A 16710-nucleotide genomic window follows, 5' to 3' on the forward strand; every position below is an offset into this window, starting at 1 on the left:
TTCTGGGTTGGTTGCATGAAACAACGGAGCCTTCAGGCTCCGTTTTTTTTGCTCTGTTTTTCAGGGGTCCCGAGTGGAATTCATCGCCGGCAGGCCAGCTCCCACAAAGTCTTGTGCAGGCAATAAATCTCGATTCACCACCCATCCCCTGTGGGAGCTAGCCTGCTAGCGATGGCGGTATAACTGTTGGTGCATTGCGTCGAGTCGATCTCCCTATTCAGGTGCAAAATCGGCCGAAAAACAGGCTTATTTATATCCTGTGCACCATTTAATTTCATAAAGGCGACATGTTGCGCTGTTCCTGTGCGCGATTCGTTTGTTAAAGTCCGGCTCAATCTCTCCAACGACAATAAATTTGCCGAGACTTTCCATGATCGAATCCGTTGAATCCTTCCTTGCCCGCCTGAAAAAACGTGACCCCGACCAGCCCGAGTTTCATCAGGCTGTGGAAGAAGTCTTGCGCAGCCTCTGGCCGTTTCTGGAAGCCAATCCGCGCTACCTGACTTCCGGCATCCTGGAGCGTATCTGTGAGCCGGAGCGGGCGGTGGTGTTTCGTGTGTCATGGGTCGACGATCACGGCAAGGTGCAGGTCAATCGGGGCTTCCGCATCCAGATGAACAGTGCCATCGGTCCGTACAAGGGCGGTCTGCGCTTCCATCCGTCAGTGAACCTGGGCGTGCTGAAATTCCTCGCGTTCGAACAGACATTCAAGAACTCTCTGACCTCGTTGCCCATGGGGGGCGGCAAGGGCGGCTCGGACTTCGACCCCAAAGGCAAAAGCGATGCTGAAGTCATGCGCTTCTGCCAGTCCTTCATGAGCGAACTGTACCGGCACATCGGTGCAGACGTTGACGTGCCGGCGGGCGATATCGGCGTCGGTGCCCGGGAGATTGGCTTTTTGTTCGGTCAATACAAGCGCCTGAGCAACCAGTTCACCAGCGTGCTCACAGGCAAGGGCCCGAGCTACGGCGGCAGCCTGATTCGGCCCGAAGCCACCGGTTTCGGCTGTGTCTATTTCGCCGAGGAAATGCTCAAGCGCCAAGGCGCAACCGTCGAAGGCAAGCGCGTGGCGATCTCGGGTTCTGGCAACGTCGCGCAGTACGCGGCCCGCAAGGTCATGGACCTGGGCGGCCAGGTCATTTCGCTGTCGGACTCCGAGGGCACGCTGTACTGCGAAGCCGGTTTGACTGAAGAGCAATGGCTGGCGGTACTGGAACTGAAAAACGTCCAGCGCGGGCGAATCACTGAGTTGGCTGCGCGCTTTGGCCTGGAGTTCCGCGCCGGTCAGAGCCCATGGGATCTGGCCTGCGACATCGCGCTGCCATGCGCAACGCAGAATGAACTCGATGCCGAGGCCGCCCGCGCATTGCTGCGCAACGGCTGCATCTGCGTGGCCGAAGGCGCCAACATGCCGACCACGCTGGAAGCTGTGGACCTGTTCATCGAGGCAGGGATTCTGTTTGCGCCAGGCAAGGCGTCCAACGCAGGCGGCGTCGCCGTAAGTGGCCTGGAAATGTCGCAGAACGCCATGCGCCTGCTGTGGACCGGCGGCGAGGTGGACAGCAAACTGCACGCCATCATGCAGTCGATTCACCACGCTTGCGTGCACTACGGCGAAGAGGATGGTCGGATCAACTACGTCAAAGGGGCAAACATCGCCGGCTTCGTCAAAGTCGCCGATGCCATGCTCGCCCAAGGTGTGGTCTAAGCCGGTTCGATGCGGATGATCTCGATCAGTTGATCGCCGGCCGGGCGTTGCCACAGCACCTCATCCCCGAGTTGCGCCCCAAGCAGCGCCCGGCCCAGCGGCGAGCCCCAGTTGATCAGGCCCGCCGATGCGTCCGCCTGATCCTCGCCCACCAGCTGGACGGTCTGTTCGGCGTTGTGCTCGTCGGCAAACGTCACTCGACTGCCAATCTGCACCTTTTGCGTCGAGCTCGCGGGTGTGATCACTTGCGCGCTGAGCACGCGCTGGTTGAAATAGCGTAAATCCCGTTGCAGATCCGCCTGGCGCTGCTTGTCCGGCTGTTCTCCCTTGGCCGACTCAGCGCTTAGCTGCTGCTGCAGTTCGGCAACCTTGGCCTGCAACTGGATCAGTCCAGTGGGTGTGACGTAGTTGGGCTGCGCGCTGACCTGCCGTTCGACAGGCTGATCGGCTTGCGCAGCGGCGTTATCTTCATTGACGAAGGCGCGACTCATGGTTTTCTCCCGTAATAGGGTTTGGGCCATGGTCTCAGGCATTTAGTTTCGACGGATGCCCGTGAGCGACTCATTGCGAGCGATAGGCGCGCGCTGCATCCTGGTCCTTCTGCTGTTGCCAGGCCTTATCGCGGTCATCCCAATGGTGGCTGCGATAGTCTGCGCGATCCTGATTTTCCAGCATCGCCTGGCACTGGCGAAAGCCATCGCTCCAGCCTTCGGCATAGTGCGGGTCCTTGAGATAGCGCGGGACGTTTTTGCGAAATTCACCGGTCATCGCCCCGGCCGCCTGGCGACCACTGACGCAACCGTCATCGAAACCGTCGGCGAAGGCCGGCGGATAGCCCTTGGCGATCAGGTCTTCGTGGGTCGACTGGCAACCCGCGCACAACAGCAGCAATCCCAACATACCTGCGCAACGCCACATCTCAGACTCCTGACCGTTCGACGGCCTATGCAGTCAGTCTAGAAATCGATTCGTTGTCGGGATGTGAAAGGAAGATCAAAAGATCGTCCGAACGCGGCTCGAGCCTTCGGCAGCACCTACAGGTGTGCGCGATCGAATGTAGGAGCTGCCGAAGGCTGCGATCTTTTGATCTAGTAGTGATACCACTTCACTTCAAGCATCACCTCATTCTCAGGCGATGCCATGTGGCTGAACTCGCGCTGCGCACTCAGGCGCAGCCCCAGGTTTCGCGACAGCTCCCACTGCTGATTCAAGCTCACACTGCGCCGCACCTCGCCATTGGTGAAAAAATCGCCTTTGGTTTCCAGGCTGAAATTACCCAGCGGGTTTTTCCACAGCACCCCGGTATTAAATCCGGCGGCGGGGGCGATGAATTCGGCGAAGTCATTGTTGTGCTCAACCCGCACGGTACCCATGACAAACCCGAGCATGTCTTCGCTCAATTGCCATGTCCCGCCGCCGCCACCGTTGACGTGACTGACCAGGTTCTCGTCATCGTGCTTGCCCGGAACGCGTTCCAGGCCGCCGGTGACTTGCCAGGACAATGGTTGCAGCAGCTCGTTGCGCGGGGTCAGCGAGCGAATCGTCGCCAGGTCCAACTGCTGGAACTGCCAGCGGTTGCCTTCGTACTGGCGCAATTTCATCTGCAGAATTTCGATCTGCGCGCCCAGGGGGAAGCTTTCGGCGTTGTCGTTGAGGTCATGGTAGGCCATGCGCAAGCCGTACTCGGCGAAGGCTTCATCGCCCCGAGTGCCGATGCCGGCCTGCCAGGTGCGCGATTCATGACCGTCCTCGGGCAGGCCCGGTCGCGCAATATCAAGCGCCGGCGCCGGGTTCTGATTGATCGCCCGCAGCAGTTCGAAACTGCGCTGGGAGCGCTCAGGGTCACGTTCCTGGCCGTTGGCGCGGTAACGTTCCAGGCGATACGCGGCGTCGATGACCAGCGCCTGGCGATCGCGCGGCAGTGCCTTGAAATCTGCGCTCTGAAGCTGCTTCTGATCGGCGCTGACTTTCAGTACCCATTGTTGCTCTTCATCAGTCAGCGGCTCGGCACGGCTCAGCAGCTCACGCTCCCTGGACGGACGATACTGGATGGACTCGACCAGGCCGGCCTCTTTCACGGCCTTGACGGTGTCGGTAGGGATGGCCGTGAGGGGGAATTGTTCGGTCAGGCGCAGGCTCGGTCGCGCCACTTGCAGCAGCTCAAGCAAGCGATAGGAGCAGTTTTCGTCGAAGAAAAAATAGTCGAACTGGATCTGTTTCAGTTCCCAGACGTGCTCGACCATGCGCGCTGTTTCTGCCTGGGTCAGGTTCAGCCGGTATTCCCACAGGTCGCGGTTCTCCAGGCTGCGGTATTCCGAGAGCTTTTCCTGGTAGGGCACCAGCGCAAACAGCCCCGGGTAGCCCCCCATAAGGCCTTTCCAGGCGTAAAGGATGCTGTTGTCGGAACCTTCGATGTAGGCGCCGAAGTTGATCGCATAACTGAGTAGTGAAGTCTTGTCGCTCTGCACGCCAGCCTGGTCAATGCGCAGCAGGGTGTGACCAAACATCGACGACGGGCTGTTCAGGTAGGCCGCTGGAAAGATCATCACCGCACTGTCGGGGGAAACGTCCTTGAACCATTGCTTGAATTCAGCACATTGCGGGGCCGGCAAGTCCGTCAGGTTCAGTTGCGCCTTGAGCCAGCGGGTGCGTGCCGGGTAGATGCATTGTGCGTGTTGTTCGCCTTTGCTTGCCGGGGCGTACAAGGCCTGCACAGTGGCGGCCAGTTCGCGGTCCGGATGTTCGTTGCCGTCCGGCGCGAGGAAAAACTTCCGGTCACTGACATAGCTGCGCCAGCCACCGAGCTTGGCAGTTTCGTAGTGGCCCAGGGAGATCCAGAATGGGTCGTTAGCCAGTTGCTGCAAACGTTCAGAGTCGATGTTTGGCGCGGCGGACAGCGGGGCGCAGGCACAGAGCGCCAACCAGGCAAGGCGTTTGAGCATAGTGGGCAACTTAATGGAAAGAAACAAAGACCCAAGGGGGCGCAGGTCCAAAAAATAAAACCCGCCCCCCAAGAGGAGCGGGTGGGTCGAGCTTATGCTTGAGTGGCGTATTTGGCCAGGCGAGCATCGTTCTTGATAACGGACAGGGTGTTGGTATGCACGTCTTCAGCGGTTACATCAGCCTTGCTGAAGATCTGCTGGAAGTGCTCGTGGGTAACTGCTGCGAAATGCTCACGATCTTCCGGCGCCACGCCCAGTACCACGGCATAGGTCGTCAGCGCTTCGCCGTTGCCTTTAGCCATGTCTTCGGACAACTCATTCATCATGCCATTCATGGCCAGCCAGGATTTGCCGCCATAGGTCAGCGACGCGTTAGTCGAGCAACCGTTGGTACCCGATGTCATACCGAACGTTGCGTTACCGGAAGTGCCGTTGGTGGTGGATGCCAGGAAGTGAGCCGGGGTGCCACGCTGACCTTCGAACAGCATGTTGCCCCAACCGCAATCCGGACCGCCTGGCGCCTGAGCCATGGCGTTGATGGATACAGCGGTGAAGAGAGTACCGAGAAGAATCCGTTTCATAGCTTTGTTCTCTTTATGTGCATACCAATGGACAGGGTCTGGCCCGATCTGGCGCCAGTGGGCCGGTTATTGTTCCAGCCGCGCAATTTGGAGTTTAGGCACGTTCCAAGGGTTCCGTTACTTTTTGCTAAATATTCGTCAAAACATCGATTTAGCCCCGGCCAGCCTGACGATGGCGGTTTGGCTATGCTTTGACTGAAGGCGCGCCTTGCAAGTGGGGTGGAGGCAGCGCCAGAATGCCGCTATCTGCCCCGCCTGATGTAAGGAAGCCCGATGCCTGATCCTGTTGCTGCCAGCTTGCGTCTAGCGCCCGAAGCGCTGACCCGTCCGTTTTCCGCTGAACAGTTCAGCTTCTCTACCACCAATGATCTGGAGCCCTTTCGCGGTGTGCTTGGCCAGGAACGTGCGGTCGAAGCATTGCAGTTCGGCGTGGCCATGCCACGCCCCGGCTACAACGTATTTGTCATGGGTGAGCCCGGCACTGGCCGGTTCTCGTTCGTCAAACGCTACCTGAAAGCCGAAGGCAAACGCCTGCAGACCCCGGCAGACTGGGTCTATGTCAATAATTTCGACGAGCCGCGCGAACCCCGGGCCCTGGAACTGCCTTCAGGCACCGCCGGCGCGTTTATCGGCGATATCAACACCTTGATCGACAATCTGGTGGCGACGTTCCCTGCGGTGTTTGAACACCCGTCCTATCAGCAAAAGAAAAGTGCCATCGACCGTGCATTCAACCAGCGCTACGACAAGGCGCTGGATATCATTGAGCGCCTGGCGCTGGAGAAGGACGTCGCGCTGTACCGCGACGCCAGCAACATTGCGTTCACCCCGATGGGGGATGGTAAGGCCCTGGACGAAGCAGAGTTCGCCCAACTGCCCGAAGCCGATCGCGAGCGTTTTCACGATGACATTTCCGGCCTAGAGGAACGGCTCAACGAAGAGCTCGCCAGCCTGCCGCAATGGAAGCGTGAGTCGAGCAATCAACTGCGCCACCTTAATGAAGAAACCATCACCCTGGCCTTGCAGCCATTGCTGTCACCGTTGTCGGAGAAGTATGCCGAGAACGCGGCGGTCTGCGGTTACCTGCAGGCGATGCAGGTCTACCTGCTGAAAACGGTTGTCGAGCAATTGGTCGACGACAGCAAGATCGACGCTGTCGCCCGCAAGATGCTGGAAGAACAATACGCCCCGAGCCTGGTGGTCGGTCATTCGGCCAGCGGCGGCGCACCGGTGGTGTTCGAGCCGCACCCGACTTATGAAAACCTGTTCGGGCGCATCGAGTACAGCACTGACCAGGGCGCGCTCTACACCACCTATCGGCAGCTGCGTCCGGGTGCACTGCACCGCGCGAACGGCGGTTTTCTCATCCTGGAAGCGGAGAAAATGCTTAGCGAGCCATTCGTATGGGATGCGCTCAAGCGTGCCCTGCAGTCGCGCAAGCTGAAGATGGAATCGCCACTGGGTGAGCTGGGCCGCCTGGCCACCGTGACGCTGACCCCGCAAAACATCCCGCTGCAGGTCAAGGTCGTCATCATCGGGGCTCGGCAGCTGTACTACACGCTGCAGGACCTCGATCCAGACTTCCAGGAGATGTTCCGCGTGCTGGTGGATTTCGACGAAGACATTCCGATGGTCGACGAAAGCCTGGAACAGTTTGCCCAACTGCTGAAAACCCGCACCTCGGAAGAGGGCATGGCGCCCTTGACTGCCGATGCGGTGGCGCGCCTGGCGACCTACAGCGCGCGTCTGGCTGAACACCAGGGGCGCTTGTCGGCGCGCATCGGCGACCTGTTCCAGCTGGTCAGCGAGGCGGATTTCATTCGTCACCTGGCGGCGGATGAAATGACCGACGCCGGGCATATCGAACGAGCCCTCAAGGCCAAGGCCACCCGAACCGGGCGGGTCTCGGCGCGAATCCTCGATGACATGCTGGCCGGAATCATCCTGATCGACACCGATGGCGCGGCCGTGGGCAAGTGCAACGGCCTGACGGTGCTGGAAGTCGGCGATTCGGCCTTCGGTGTGCCAGCGCGTATTTCTGCCACGGTTTACCCGGGTGGCAGCGGCATCGTCGACATCGAGCGTGAGGTCAATCTGGGCCAGCCGATTCACTCCAAGGGCGTGATGATCCTGACCGGTTACCTCGGCAGCCGCTACGCCCAGGAATTTCCGCTGGCGATTTCCGCGAGCATCGCGCTGGAGCAGTCCTACGGTTATGTGGACGGTGACAGCGCGTCGTTGGGCGAGGCTTGCACGCTGATTTCGGCGTTGTCGAAAACACCGCTCAAGCAGTGCTTTGCGATCACCGGCTCGATCAACCAGTTCGGTGAAGTGCAGGCGGTAGGCGGGGTCAACGAGAAGATCGAGGGCTTTTTCCGACTCTGCGAGGCCCGCGGCCTGACGGGTGAACAAGGTGCGATCATTCCGCAGGCCAACGTGGCCACGCTGATGCTCGATGAGAAGGTCCTGGCGGCGGTGCGCGCCGGGCAGTTCCATGTGTACGCAGTGCGCCAGGCCGATGAGGCCCTGAGCCTGCTGGTCGGCGAGCCAGCCGGTGCACCGGACGAGAATGGCGAGTTCCCGGAGGGCAGCGTCAACGCCCGGGTAGTGGAGCGCCTGCGGGTGATTGCGGAAATGATCAGCGAAGAGGACATGAGGGAGGCGGAGAAAGAAGCGGCGCAGGAAGCCTTGGTGGAGGCCAAGCCGGCCTGATAGGCCCCTGAGGTTTCACCACTTACCTGTGGGAGCGAGCCTGCTCGCGATGACGGAGTGTCAACCAGCTGATATTTTGGATGACACACCGCCATCGCGAGCAGCCTCGCTCCCACCTGTGCATCCGATTAAACTGTGCAAAGTGCCATCACTCTGGCGCCAATATTCACACAATGACCATTCGGCGCCTTGTGGTTCTACCTGGCATGCTTTCCAGACTTTTCTTCTATTCTCAGGTCAAGGATATCGACAGTATCACTGGATCGAAACAGTCTTCTGATGGAGGCTGAATACCGGATCTACCGAGGGTCGCCGCCATGTCGCGCAACCTCTGCCTCACCCGACAATGCCTGGGCCTTGTGACCCGTATCGAATGCGCCGTGCGCCCCCTGGCGGGAGACAAGGGCATGTGGACCTTGCTGTTTGCTGCCGGAATGGCGGGCGAACAACCTTCTGCCATCAAGGCACAGGGACCTTTCCATGGCCCATTTGTGGCTGAATCAATCCTCGACACTATCGTTGAAAGCCTGACCTTGCATGGTTATCAACTGGCCGACGACCCGCAAATCTGGTGCCTGCACTTGCAAGCCCAACTGCGGGAAATCAATGGCGGACGCACGCGCAACCTGGCCGGTTTCGAGTTCCGCCCGGATCACTGAGTGGGCTATTGATCAGGGCTGGCGGTATCAGCCTTGTCGAGCTTGACCTCAAACCCATATTGCACGGTGGTGAGGTCGATCCGCTGATAGGTTTCCAGGCGGGCAGGCCGGCCATAGAAGTAGTGCACGCCCGTCAAAGCCGGGCCCTCCGGGCTCGCATCGTGACTCACCGCAAGTATTTCCTTCAGGTAATTACCACTGTCGTCCCGGGCGTAGAAACGCCAGTCCTGCTCCGGGAATGCCTTCAGGTCGACCAGCAGGGCATTGCCTTTGAGCTCCAGGCCCTTGGGCAGTTGACCAGCGTCCAGGGTTTTCTTCTCGATGCTGGCCAGGAACAGCGGGATCGAGCCTACGGCATAGGCAGGCGTCTGCGGGAACAGGTTCAGGTCATAGGTGATGGTGCCGCGCAGAGGATCGACCTGGAACGCTTCGGGTGGCAATTCGATCGGCTCGTCACGTTTGCCACTGGCGTCTTCGGTGAAGAAGCTGACCGGGCTGTCACCGGGGTTGAAGGAGCTGCCCAGCAGTTCGTCGTTAAAACTTCTCCTGTGATCGAACTCGATCTGCGCGGCGCTCGGGTCATCGACCGACTGACGAATGCTCACGCCTTTTTTCAGTTGGTCTTCACTGAGGGTCGCGCCTTTGAGCCAGTTCGCAGCCTGGTCGTCGTACACCACCACTGGTAGCTCAAGGGTCTGGATGGTTTTTTCCGTGGTGCGAGGATCGAACCGGCGTACCGGCAAATCGAGGTCCTTGCGGGTCACTGTGGCGGTGGAGAAATCCAGTACGCTAACTTCCAGGGCGTCGATCGGCCCGTTGAAATAGACCTTCGAGTAATGCCTGGTTTGCTGCTTCTCAAAGGCCCGCTGCTGCGATTCGAGTTGTTTCTCGAAGGCCTCGCTCCAGGTTTTCTGCTGCTGCAATAACGCCAATTGCTTTTGATAAAACGCAATTTGCTCGGCCGTTTCGTTGATCGAGCCCGAACGCGAGAGAAACTGCCCGGTGCTGTCCCTGGCCTGGACGATCAATGGATTCAGGGGCGTGTCAGCTACCTCGGCAGCCATTGGGGCGCTATTGCTGAACTCGATTTCGGCGTAATTTTTTTCAAGCTTCAACAGTTTGACGCTGAGGTTGTCGTTACTGCGAGTCTGGCCGACGTCCTTTTTGGTCAGATTGAAGCTGTACAAACGACGCGGCGCGATAACTTCCACTTTGCCCTGCAGGCTGACGGGCTGAGGCTGGTGTTTGTTGTCGACGTCAAGGCCATCGATGAAGGGGTAGGTGACGGTCAGGTCATCGGGATTGGTCAGGTTGGAGCTCGAGGGGCTCAACTGGATGCCGGGATCGGTCTCCGACCACTCCGGCTGGAACCCGATGACGCGTTTGTTGCTCAGTGTCACCGACAGCCATTCCACGCCATGGGGGAACACAAAGGTATCCGGAATGTTGAAATTGAAGGGGAACACCGGCTGCAGGTCGGTCAGGTAGTCGGAGCTGGAATCCTTGTGCAGCACGAACAGGCCGTTGATGTAGGTGTCGACCAGCGCCTGAGGCGTGGGGTAGTGCTTGAGCACGGCGAGCGCATCGTCGCTGTATTCGGTTTCCAGCGGCTTGCTGTCGAGCTTGAGTTGCGCACGTTCGAGCAATAACAGCGAGCCACCCAATTCGGCGACGGCATCCTTGAGTTTGGGATCTTCGATGGCGTCCAGGGACTTTTCGAACCGGGCCGTTTTCTCTTCGAGGCTGACCTGGGCTTTTTCATCGCTGGGCGAGCAGGCGCTCATCAGTAAAGCCAGGCACATTCCGGCGCCCGTCAAAGGCAATCGCACATCCATTTTCCCGTCTTCCTGTCCGATGTCGCTGAGCTGTCAATTGTTTCGACACTAGCAGAAAAAACTTGTCACATATGTGCAGGTTGTGGATTTTCCGCCTGTTTCTGGGTGTAACAGCGGACTGTTATACTCGCGACCATTTCAGCCCAGGTGTGAGATTTAATGGAACGCTTTATCGAAAATGCAATGTACGCCTCGCGCTGGCTGCTGGCGCCGATCTATTTTGGCTTGTCGTTGGGATTGCTGGCTTTGGGGTTGAAATTCTTTCAGGAGGTCTTCCACGTCATTCCCAGCGTGTTCTCAATGGCCGAATCGGATGTGATCCTGGTGCTGCTGTCGCTGATCGACATGGCGCTGGTGGGTGGCCTGCTGGTGATGGTGATGATTTCCGGGTACGAGAACTTCGTTTCCCAACTGGACATCGACGACCACAAAGAGAAGCTCAACTGGCTGGGCACCATGGACTCGTCTTCGCTGAAGATGAAAGTGGCAGCGTCGATCGTGGCGATTTCCTCGATCCACCTGCTGCGGATCTTCATGGACGCCAAGAACGTCGATCCCGAGCACCTGAAGTGGTACGTGATCATTCACATGACTTTCGTGGTGTCGGCCTTCGCCATGGGTTACCTCGACAAGCTCACCAAGCACTGATCACGGCCACTGTGGGAGCGAGCTTGCTCGCGATGGACTTCAACGATAACGCGGGAGTTCTGAATGAGCGCGGGCCTTGAGTTCTCCGTCGGAACGCCGCCCGGAGCGAGCTCGCTCCTGCAGTCTCAGGCAGTGAACCGGACGAGCGGTGTGGTTTTTGGCTTGTGCTTTGAAGCGACGAAGCCTATCCCTGTAAAGGTCCTGGCCCGCCACCGTTCGAGGTGCATCAATGAACCTGCAAGAGCTTAATGCCTTTGCCATCGCCCACAAGGTCGATGAGCTGAACCTGATTTCCCTTGAAGGCGGCATCTACCTGTTGGAGGCGCGCATGCACGGCGCAGCCTATCCCTTGAGTGATGCCCACGGCAAAGTGCTTCATCTGCGCTCGGTGGAGCATGCCCGTGAAGTGCTGCATGCTTTTCCCACCTTGCCATTCAACCTGGTGCACACCTCGGTACATGACGAAATGTGCGGCCTGGGCGCCAGTGCCGAGGAGAGCCTGAAGGTGCCGATCGCTTTCCGTTCTGCCTGGCAGGGCTGAGGGCTCTAATCAACCGATTGGCAACTGTGCTAGTCTGCTGGCCCTTTTGGTTCCGGGCGCTCCGGGACGCGCTGTGTACGCACGGCATGTTCCGGGGCCGTCCGCACAGCGGAGCAGTGTCATGTCCGAAGTAAATCTGTCCACCGACGAAACCCGCGTCAGCTACGGTATCGGCCGTCAGCTGGGCGACCAGCTGCGCGACAACCCGCCACCGGGCGTTAACCTGGACGCGATCCTGGCAGGTCTGACCGACGCCTTTTCTGGCAAGGAAAGCCGTGTAGGCCAGGAAGAAATGTCCGCCAGCTTCAAGGTCATTCGCGAAATCATGCAAGCTGAAGCCGCTGCCAAGGCTGAAGCTGCAGCAGGCGAAGGCCTGGCCTTCCTGGCTGAAAACGCCAAGCGTGACGGCATCACCACCCTGGCTTCGGGCCTGCAATTCGAAGTGCTGACCCAGGGCGAAGGCGCCAAGCCAACCCGTGAAGATCAGGTTCGTACTCACTACCACGGCACCTTGATCGACGGCACTGTGTTCGACAGCTCCTACGAGCGCGGCCAGCCTGCAGAATTCCCGGTTGGCGGCGTGATCGCTGGCTGGACCGAAGCCCTGCAACTGATGAACGCTGGCAGCAAATGGCGTCTGTACGTGCCGAGCGAATTGGCTTACGGCGCTCAAGGCGTTGGCAGCATTGCGCCGCACAGCGTTCTGGTGTTCGACGTCGAGCTGCTCGACGTTCTGTAAGCCTATGCCTGTCCCTGTGACAGGCTAATGTGGGAGCCAGCCTGCTGGCGATGGGGCGACCGGGTTTTGTTCAAGACCGAGTTGACACCATCGCCAGCAGGCTGGCTTCCACAGTTTTTATCGTACAGGTCATATTTCGATCTTGTGTTGCAGCTCATGCGCAGGGCGCAATGCCCGGGCGTAGCAGAACAGAAACAGGTTACGCACCAGCTCCTTGAGTACGACCGGTTCGCTGGAACTCAGGCCGTTGACGTCCAGATCCCCCTGGTCCTGCAGTTCGTTCAGGGCTTCTTCTTCAAGCACCGCACAGACTTCACCGGTTTCCCGATGCAGGATCCTGAGGTAAGGGTGTGGACGGTCAAGCCAGGCATCGATCAAATAAGTCATCAGTCTCATCTCCATTGATTTGGGATTCAATGAGAATAATTCTTATTCATTAAATAGCAAGGACCTATTGGCGGTTTGCGCTTTTTTTCGGGTAAAGATTGCGTAAGGTCAATACGGCTGGCGCCTGGCCATCGCGGGGGGGGGGGCGCCATCCGGCGCAGAGCGCAGGATGGGCTACAGCAGGATCAGACTTTTCTGACGAACTCGGATTTGAGTTTCATCGGGCCAATGCCGTCGATCTTGCAATCGATATCGTGGTCGCCATCGCACAGGCGGATGTTCTTGACCTTGGTGCCGACCTTGACCACCAGCGAAGTGCCCTTCACCTTGAGGTCCTTGATCACGGTGATGGTATCGCCGTCCTGCAGGACGTTGCCGACCGAATCTTTCTTCACGGTGTCATCGGCCGCCACTTCGATTTCGCCGCCAGTCGACCACTCGTGGGCACACTCAGGGCAGATCAGCTGCGCGCCGTCTTCGTAGGTGTATTCGGAATTGCATTTCGGGCAGGGTGGCAACGTGCTCACTAGGGCTCCTTGGATTGAGGATCGCTAAAAGTCGCACATTATATAGGGTTTTGTTCGAAGAGGTGTCACGGCAAAAGATCGCAACCTTCGGCAGCTCCTACAGGGTTTTGTGTACACCTGTAGGAGCTGCCGAAGGCTGCGATCTTTTGATTTTGCGTTTGCCTTTAATGCGTGCGGGCTACCGCAAACTCGCTCAGCTCAACCAATGCATCGCGGTATTCGCTGGCTGGCAGCGCCTCGAGGCATTTGATCGCGCGGGCTACGTAGTCCCGTGCGAGTTGCGCTGTGTATTCCAGCGAGCCCGACGCCTCCACTGCTTCTCGGATGCTTTCCAGGTCTTCGATACCGCCTTTCTGGATCGCCTTGCGTACCAGGGCCGCCTGTTCCGGCGTACCTTCGCGCATGGTGTAGATCAGCGGCAGGGTCGGCTTGCCTTCAGCGAGGTCGTCGCCGACGTTCTTGCCCAGGGTCTCGGCATCGCCCTTGTAGTCGAGCAGGTCGTCGACCAGCTGGAAGGCAACCCCCAGGTGATCACCGAAAGTGCGCAGGGCTTCGCTCTGCTCCGGTGTCGCACCTGCCAGGGCCGCAGCGCTGTGGGTCGAGGCCTCGAAGAGCATGGCGGTCTTGCCGCGGATGACTTCCATGTAGGTTTCTTCGGTGGTGCTGGCGTCGCGGACCTTCGACAGCTGCAACACTTCGCCTTCGGCGATGATGCGGGTCGCTTGCGAAAGGATTTTCATCACCGGCATGGAGCCCAGTTCGACCATCATTTCGAAGGAGCGCGAATACAGGAAGTCGCCCACCAGAACACTCGGGGCGTTGCCCCACATGGCGTTGGCGGTCGAGCGGCCACGGCGCATGCCGGACATGTCGACCACGTCGTCGTGCAGCAGTGTGGCGGTGTGCAGGAACTCGATGGTCGCGGCCAGCAGACGCATGTCATCGCCTTCGCGACCGAGGGCCTTGCCACACAGCAACACCAATAAAGGCCGCAGGCGTTTGCCTCCAGCCGAGGTAATGTAATCGCCGATTTTCGATACCAGCGGCACTCGGGAAGTCAGCTGCTTCTTGATGATGCCGTCGACGGCGCTAAAATCGTCCGCCACCGCGCGGTAGAAAGCTTGGGGTTGCATCAGCGACAGTTGCTCCAGAAGGGTTGCGCGGCATGCTAGGACCCACGTCGGCGGGTGTCAAGGCACGATGGACGGCCTCTTGCATCAGCCCGGCAGCTTGCGTACAATCGCGCACCCTGAACTTCCTGGGCAGCACCTGCCTTACGCAATTGCAATCGGGCCTTCCAGCCCAATGCAGCCATGCCAGCCAATACCTCTTCTTATAAAGAGCTGGGTGAGCAGGATTATCGGAGAAATACCATGTCTTATGCAGTAATCGTTACTGGTGGCAAGCAGTACAAAGTTGCTCCAGGTGAATACCTGAAGATCGAAAAACTGGAAATCGCTACCGGCGAATCCGTTACTTTTGATCGCGTTCTGTTGGTTGCCAATGGCGACGACGTGAATATCGGCGCTCCAGTTGTTGCTGGCGCTACCGTTGTGGCTGAAGTGATCTCCCAAGGTCGTCACGATAAAGTCCGTATCATCAAGTTCCGTCGTCGTAAGCACCACATGAAGCGTATGGGCCACCGCCAGTGGTACACCGAGATCAAAATCACCGGTATTCAGGCTTAATTTCAGCCTAATTCCTCACTAGGAGAATTGACTCATGGCACACAAAAAAGCTGGTGGTAGTACCCGTAACGGTCGCGACTCAGAAGCCAAACGCCTTGGCGTGAAGATGTATGGCGGCCAGAAGATCATTCCGGGCAACATCATCGTGCGTCAGCGCGGCACCCAATTCCACGCCGGTTATGGCGTTGGCATGGGTAAGGATCACACCCTCTTCGCGAAAATCGAAGGCGTGATCAAGTTTGAAGTAAAGGGCGCTTTCAACCGCCGTTACGTGAGCGTTGTCGCCGCTTAATTGCGCGATCGCTGGAAAAGCCCTGTCTCGCGACGGGGCTTTTTCGTTTGTGGGGTGAGTCTCTTGCAAAGCTGTTTGTAATGAGCTCCAGCGCTGGATTTGCGGTCGTTGATTGAGGTCGCTGCGCTCATTTTTGCAAGAGTCTTATGTCTGGATTTTTTCGGCTCGTCCGCATGACGAGAGGCGTTTTGTTATGAAGTTTGTTGATGAAGTATCGATTCGAGTAAAGGCCGGTGACGGCGGCAACGGTTGCATGAGCTTCCGTCGCGAAAAATTCATTGAGAATGGTGGTCCTAACGGCGGTGACGGTGGTGATGGCGGCTCGGTCTACATGGTCGCCGACGAAAACCTCAACACCCTGGTGGACTACCGCTACACCCGCCACTTCGATGCTGAGCGTGGCTCCAATGGTGGCAGCACCGACTGCACCGGCAAGAAAGGTGAAGAGCTGGTGCTGCGCGTTCCGGTAGGCACGACGGTTATCGATTCGGCGACCCAGGAAGTCATTGGCGACCTGACCAAGGCTGGCCAGAAACTGCTGGTGGCTCATGGTGGCTGGCACGGTCTGGGTAACACCCGTTTCAAATCCAGTACCAACCGTGCTCCGCGCCAGACCACTCCGGGCAAGCCGGGTGAGGCGCGTGACCTGAAGCTGGAGATGAAGGTGTTGGCTGACGTGGGCCTGCTGGGTCTGCCGAATGCTGGCAAAAGTACTTTCATCCGCTCGGTTTCGGCCGCCAAGCCGAAAGTCGCCGACTACCCGTTCACCACGCTGGTACCGAACCTGGGTGTGGTCAGTGTCGATCGCTGGAAAAGTTTTGTGGTTGCGGACATTCCGGGTCTGATCGAAGGTGCTTCCGACGGTGCTGGCCTGGGGATTCGCTTCCTCAAGCACTTGTCGCGTACCCGTCTGCTGCTGCATCTCGTGGACATGGCGCCGCTGGATGACGCCAGTGCTCCGGATGCTGCTGAAGTGATCGTCAGCGAGCTGACCAAATTCAGCCCGTCCCTGGCGGAGCGTGATCGCTGGCTGGTGCTGAACAAGTGCGACCAGATTCTTGAAGAGGAGCATGATGAGCGCGTCAAGGAGATCGTTGATCGCCTGGAGTGGACGGGTCCGGTTTACGTGATTTCCGCCATTTCCAAGCTGGGCACCGAGCGCCTTTGCCATGACATCATGCGTTACATGGAAGATCGTGCAGATCGTCTGGCCAATGATCCAGCCTACAAGGAAGAGCTGGCCGAGCTCGATCAGCGCATCGAAGACGAAGCCCGTGCCCAGCTGCAGGCTCTGGATGACCAGCGCGCCCTGCGTCGCAGCGGCGTGAAGTCGGTCCATGATATCGGTGACGATGATTGGGACGAAGAAGACGTGGATGATGAAGACGGTCCGGAAATCATTTACGTGCGCGACTGATCTGTTGCTATAAACTTGAACGCCGCTCAATCGA

Annotated in this window: 17 protein-coding genes; 9 read left to right on the forward strand and 8 right to left on the reverse strand. The window is 58.6% G+C overall.

What is annotated here, in order from left to right; translation table 11 throughout:
• Nucleotides 1–370 precede the first annotated feature (370 nt).
• The gene (gdhA, locus tag UB23_RS10945) at nt 371–1708 is read left to right on the forward strand and encodes an NADP-specific glutamate dehydrogenase (protein ID WP_045059337.1); all 1338 of its coding nucleotides are present in this window, start codon (nt 371–373) and stop codon (nt 1706–1708) included.
• Here gdhA and UB23_RS10950 read toward each other — a convergent pair.
• From UB23_RS10950 to UB23_RS10965, 4 genes are all read right to left on the reverse strand, one after another.
• Entirely contained in the window at nt 1705–2199 is a 495-nt protein-coding gene (locus UB23_RS10950) for a GreA/GreB family elongation factor (RefSeq protein WP_045059338.1), read from the reverse strand. The two genes, gdhA and UB23_RS10950, sit on opposite strands and share 4 nt — an antisense overlap.
• Nucleotides 2200–2269: 70 nt before the next feature.
• Nucleotides 2270–2626, reverse strand: a complete 357-nt coding sequence (locus UB23_RS10955) for a hypothetical protein (RefSeq protein WP_045059339.1) — start codon at nt 2624–2626, stop codon at nt 2270–2272.
• A 170-nt stretch (nt 2627–2796) separates the two neighbouring features.
• A complete protein-coding gene (locus tag UB23_RS10960; protein ID WP_045059340.1) occupies nt 2797–4650 on the reverse strand; it encodes an Lnb N-terminal periplasmic domain-containing protein in 1854 nt (617 codons plus the stop codon).
• A 92-nt stretch (nt 4651–4742) separates the two neighbouring features.
• Entirely contained in the window at nt 4743–5231 is a 489-nt protein-coding gene (locus UB23_RS10965; protein ID WP_045059341.1) for a DUF3015 domain-containing protein, read from the reverse strand.
• 273 nt (nt 5232–5504) lie between these two features.
• Here UB23_RS10965 and UB23_RS10970 point away from each other — a divergent pair, with 273 nt between their 5' ends.
• On the forward strand, nt 5505–7943 hold the full coding sequence (locus UB23_RS10970; protein ID WP_045059342.1) for a Lon protease family protein: 2439 nt from the start codon (nt 5505–5507) through the stop codon (nt 7941–7943).
• 317 nt (nt 7944–8260) lie between these two features.
• Nucleotides 8261–8602 carry a PA4575 family protein gene (locus UB23_RS10975; RefSeq protein ID WP_045059343.1) on the forward strand — a complete coding sequence of 114 codons (342 nt, stop codon included), beginning with the start codon at nt 8261–8263 and terminating at the stop codon, nt 8600–8602.
• A gap of 5 nt (nt 8603–8607) precedes the next feature.
• Here the strand turns inward: UB23_RS10975 and UB23_RS10980 are convergent, their stop codons facing one another.
• Nucleotides 8608–10437 (reverse strand): hypothetical protein, encoded by a 1830-nt coding sequence (locus UB23_RS10980; protein WP_045059344.1) that lies wholly within the window; start codon nt 10435–10437, stop codon nt 8608–8610.
• A gap of 159 nt (nt 10438–10596) precedes the next feature.
• On the opposite strand from UB23_RS10980, the gene UB23_RS10985 reads away from it, so the two are divergent.
• From UB23_RS10985 to UB23_RS10995, 3 genes are all read left to right on the forward strand, one after another.
• The gene (locus UB23_RS10985; RefSeq protein WP_045059345.1) at nt 10597–11085 is read left to right on the forward strand and encodes a TIGR00645 family protein; all 489 of its coding nucleotides are present in this window, start codon (nt 10597–10599) and stop codon (nt 11083–11085) included.
• A gap of 229 nt (nt 11086–11314) precedes the next feature.
• Entirely contained in the window at nt 11315–11626 is a 312-nt protein-coding gene (locus tag UB23_RS10990) for a DUF6482 family protein (protein WP_045059346.1), read from the forward strand.
• 121 nt (nt 11627–11747) lie between these two features.
• Nucleotides 11748–12365 (forward strand): FKBP-type peptidyl-prolyl cis-trans isomerase, encoded by a 618-nt coding sequence (locus tag UB23_RS10995; protein WP_045059347.1) that lies wholly within the window; start codon nt 11748–11750, stop codon nt 12363–12365.
• 129 nt (nt 12366–12494) lie between these two features.
• Here the strand turns inward: UB23_RS10995 and UB23_RS11000 are convergent, their stop codons facing one another.
• From UB23_RS11000 to UB23_RS11010, 3 genes are all read right to left on the reverse strand, one after another.
• Entirely contained in the window at nt 12495–12752 is a 258-nt protein-coding gene (locus UB23_RS11000) for a PA4570 family protein (protein ID WP_045059348.1), read from the reverse strand.
• A gap of 185 nt (nt 12753–12937) precedes the next feature.
• Nucleotides 12938–13279 carry a zinc ribbon domain-containing protein YjdM gene (locus tag UB23_RS11005; RefSeq protein ID WP_045059349.1) on the reverse strand — a complete coding sequence of 114 codons (342 nt, stop codon included), beginning with the start codon at nt 13277–13279 and terminating at the stop codon, nt 12938–12940.
• Between the two features lie 164 nt (nt 13280–13443).
• The gene (locus UB23_RS11010) at nt 13444–14412 is read right to left on the reverse strand and encodes a polyprenyl synthetase family protein (RefSeq protein ID WP_045059350.1); all 969 of its coding nucleotides are present in this window, start codon (nt 14410–14412) and stop codon (nt 13444–13446) included.
• Nucleotides 14413–14652: 240 nt separating this feature from the next.
• Here UB23_RS11010 and rplU point away from each other — a divergent pair, with 240 nt between their 5' ends.
• The 3 genes from rplU (at nt 14653) to cgtA (ending at nt 16676) form a co-directional block, all read left to right on the forward strand.
• Nucleotides 14653–14967 carry a 50S ribosomal protein L21 gene (rplU, locus tag UB23_RS11015; protein WP_003176051.1) on the forward strand — a complete coding sequence of 105 codons (315 nt, stop codon included), beginning with the start codon at nt 14653–14655 and terminating at the stop codon, nt 14965–14967.
• A 34-nt stretch (nt 14968–15001) separates the two neighbouring features.
• A complete protein-coding gene (gene rpmA / locus UB23_RS11020; RefSeq protein ID WP_003176049.1) occupies nt 15002–15259 on the forward strand; it encodes a 50S ribosomal protein L27 in 258 nt (85 codons plus the stop codon).
• A 193-nt stretch (nt 15260–15452) separates the two neighbouring features.
• The gene (gene cgtA / locus UB23_RS11025; RefSeq protein ID WP_045059351.1) at nt 15453–16676 is read left to right on the forward strand and encodes an Obg family GTPase CgtA; all 1224 of its coding nucleotides are present in this window, start codon (nt 15453–15455) and stop codon (nt 16674–16676) included.
• The last annotated feature ends 34 nt before the right edge of the window (nt 16677–16710 follow it).

It is taken from the genome of Pseudomonas sp. ES3-33 (assembly GCF_000952175.1).
GTDB lineage: Bacteria > Pseudomonadota > Gammaproteobacteria > Pseudomonadales > Pseudomonadaceae > Aquipseudomonas > Aquipseudomonas gregormendelii.

Bases quoted from the DNA above. Each gene is read 5' to 3' on its own strand.
- gdhA (WP_045059337.1), top strand. From the start codon at position 371: ATGATCGAATCCGTTGAATCCTTCCTTGCCCGCCTGAAAAAACGTGAC.
- UB23_RS10950 (WP_045059338.1), bottom strand. From the start codon at position 2,199: ATGAGTCGCGCCTTCGTCAATGAAGATAACGCCGCTGCGCAAGCCGAT.
- UB23_RS10955 (WP_045059339.1), bottom strand. From the start codon at position 2,626: ATGTGGCGTTGCGCAGGTATGTTGGGATTGCTGCTGTTGTGCGCGGGT.
- UB23_RS10960 (WP_045059340.1), bottom strand. From the start codon at position 4,650: ATGCTCAAACGCCTTGCCTGGTTGGCGCTCTGTGCCTGCGCCCCGCTG.
- UB23_RS10965 (WP_045059341.1), bottom strand. From the start codon at position 5,231: ATGAAACGGATTCTTCTCGGTACTCTCTTCACCGCTGTATCCATCAAC.
- UB23_RS10970 (WP_045059342.1), top strand. From the start codon at position 5,505: ATGCCTGATCCTGTTGCTGCCAGCTTGCGTCTAGCGCCCGAAGCGCTG.
- UB23_RS10975 (WP_045059343.1), top strand. From the start codon at position 8,261: ATGTCGCGCAACCTCTGCCTCACCCGACAATGCCTGGGCCTTGTGACC.
- UB23_RS10980 (WP_045059344.1), bottom strand. From the start codon at position 10,437: ATGGATGTGCGATTGCCTTTGACGGGCGCCGGAATGTGCCTGGCTTTA.
- UB23_RS10985 (WP_045059345.1), top strand. From the start codon at position 10,597: ATGGAACGCTTTATCGAAAATGCAATGTACGCCTCGCGCTGGCTGCTG.
- UB23_RS10990 (WP_045059346.1), top strand. From the start codon at position 11,315: ATGAACCTGCAAGAGCTTAATGCCTTTGCCATCGCCCACAAGGTCGAT.
- UB23_RS10995 (WP_045059347.1), top strand. From the start codon at position 11,748: ATGTCCGAAGTAAATCTGTCCACCGACGAAACCCGCGTCAGCTACGGT.
- UB23_RS11000 (WP_045059348.1), bottom strand. From the start codon at position 12,752: ATGACTTATTTGATCGATGCCTGGCTTGACCGTCCACACCCTTACCTC.
- UB23_RS11010 (WP_045059350.1), bottom strand. From the start codon at position 14,412: ATGCAACCCCAAGCTTTCTACCGCGCGGTGGCGGACGATTTTAGCGCC.
- rplU (WP_003176051.1), top strand. From the start codon at position 14,653: ATGTCTTATGCAGTAATCGTTACTGGTGGCAAGCAGTACAAAGTTGCT.
- rpmA (WP_003176049.1), top strand. From the start codon at position 15,002: ATGGCACACAAAAAAGCTGGTGGTAGTACCCGTAACGGTCGCGACTCA.
- cgtA (WP_045059351.1), top strand. From the start codon at position 15,453: ATGAAGTTTGTTGATGAAGTATCGATTCGAGTAAAGGCCGGTGACGGC.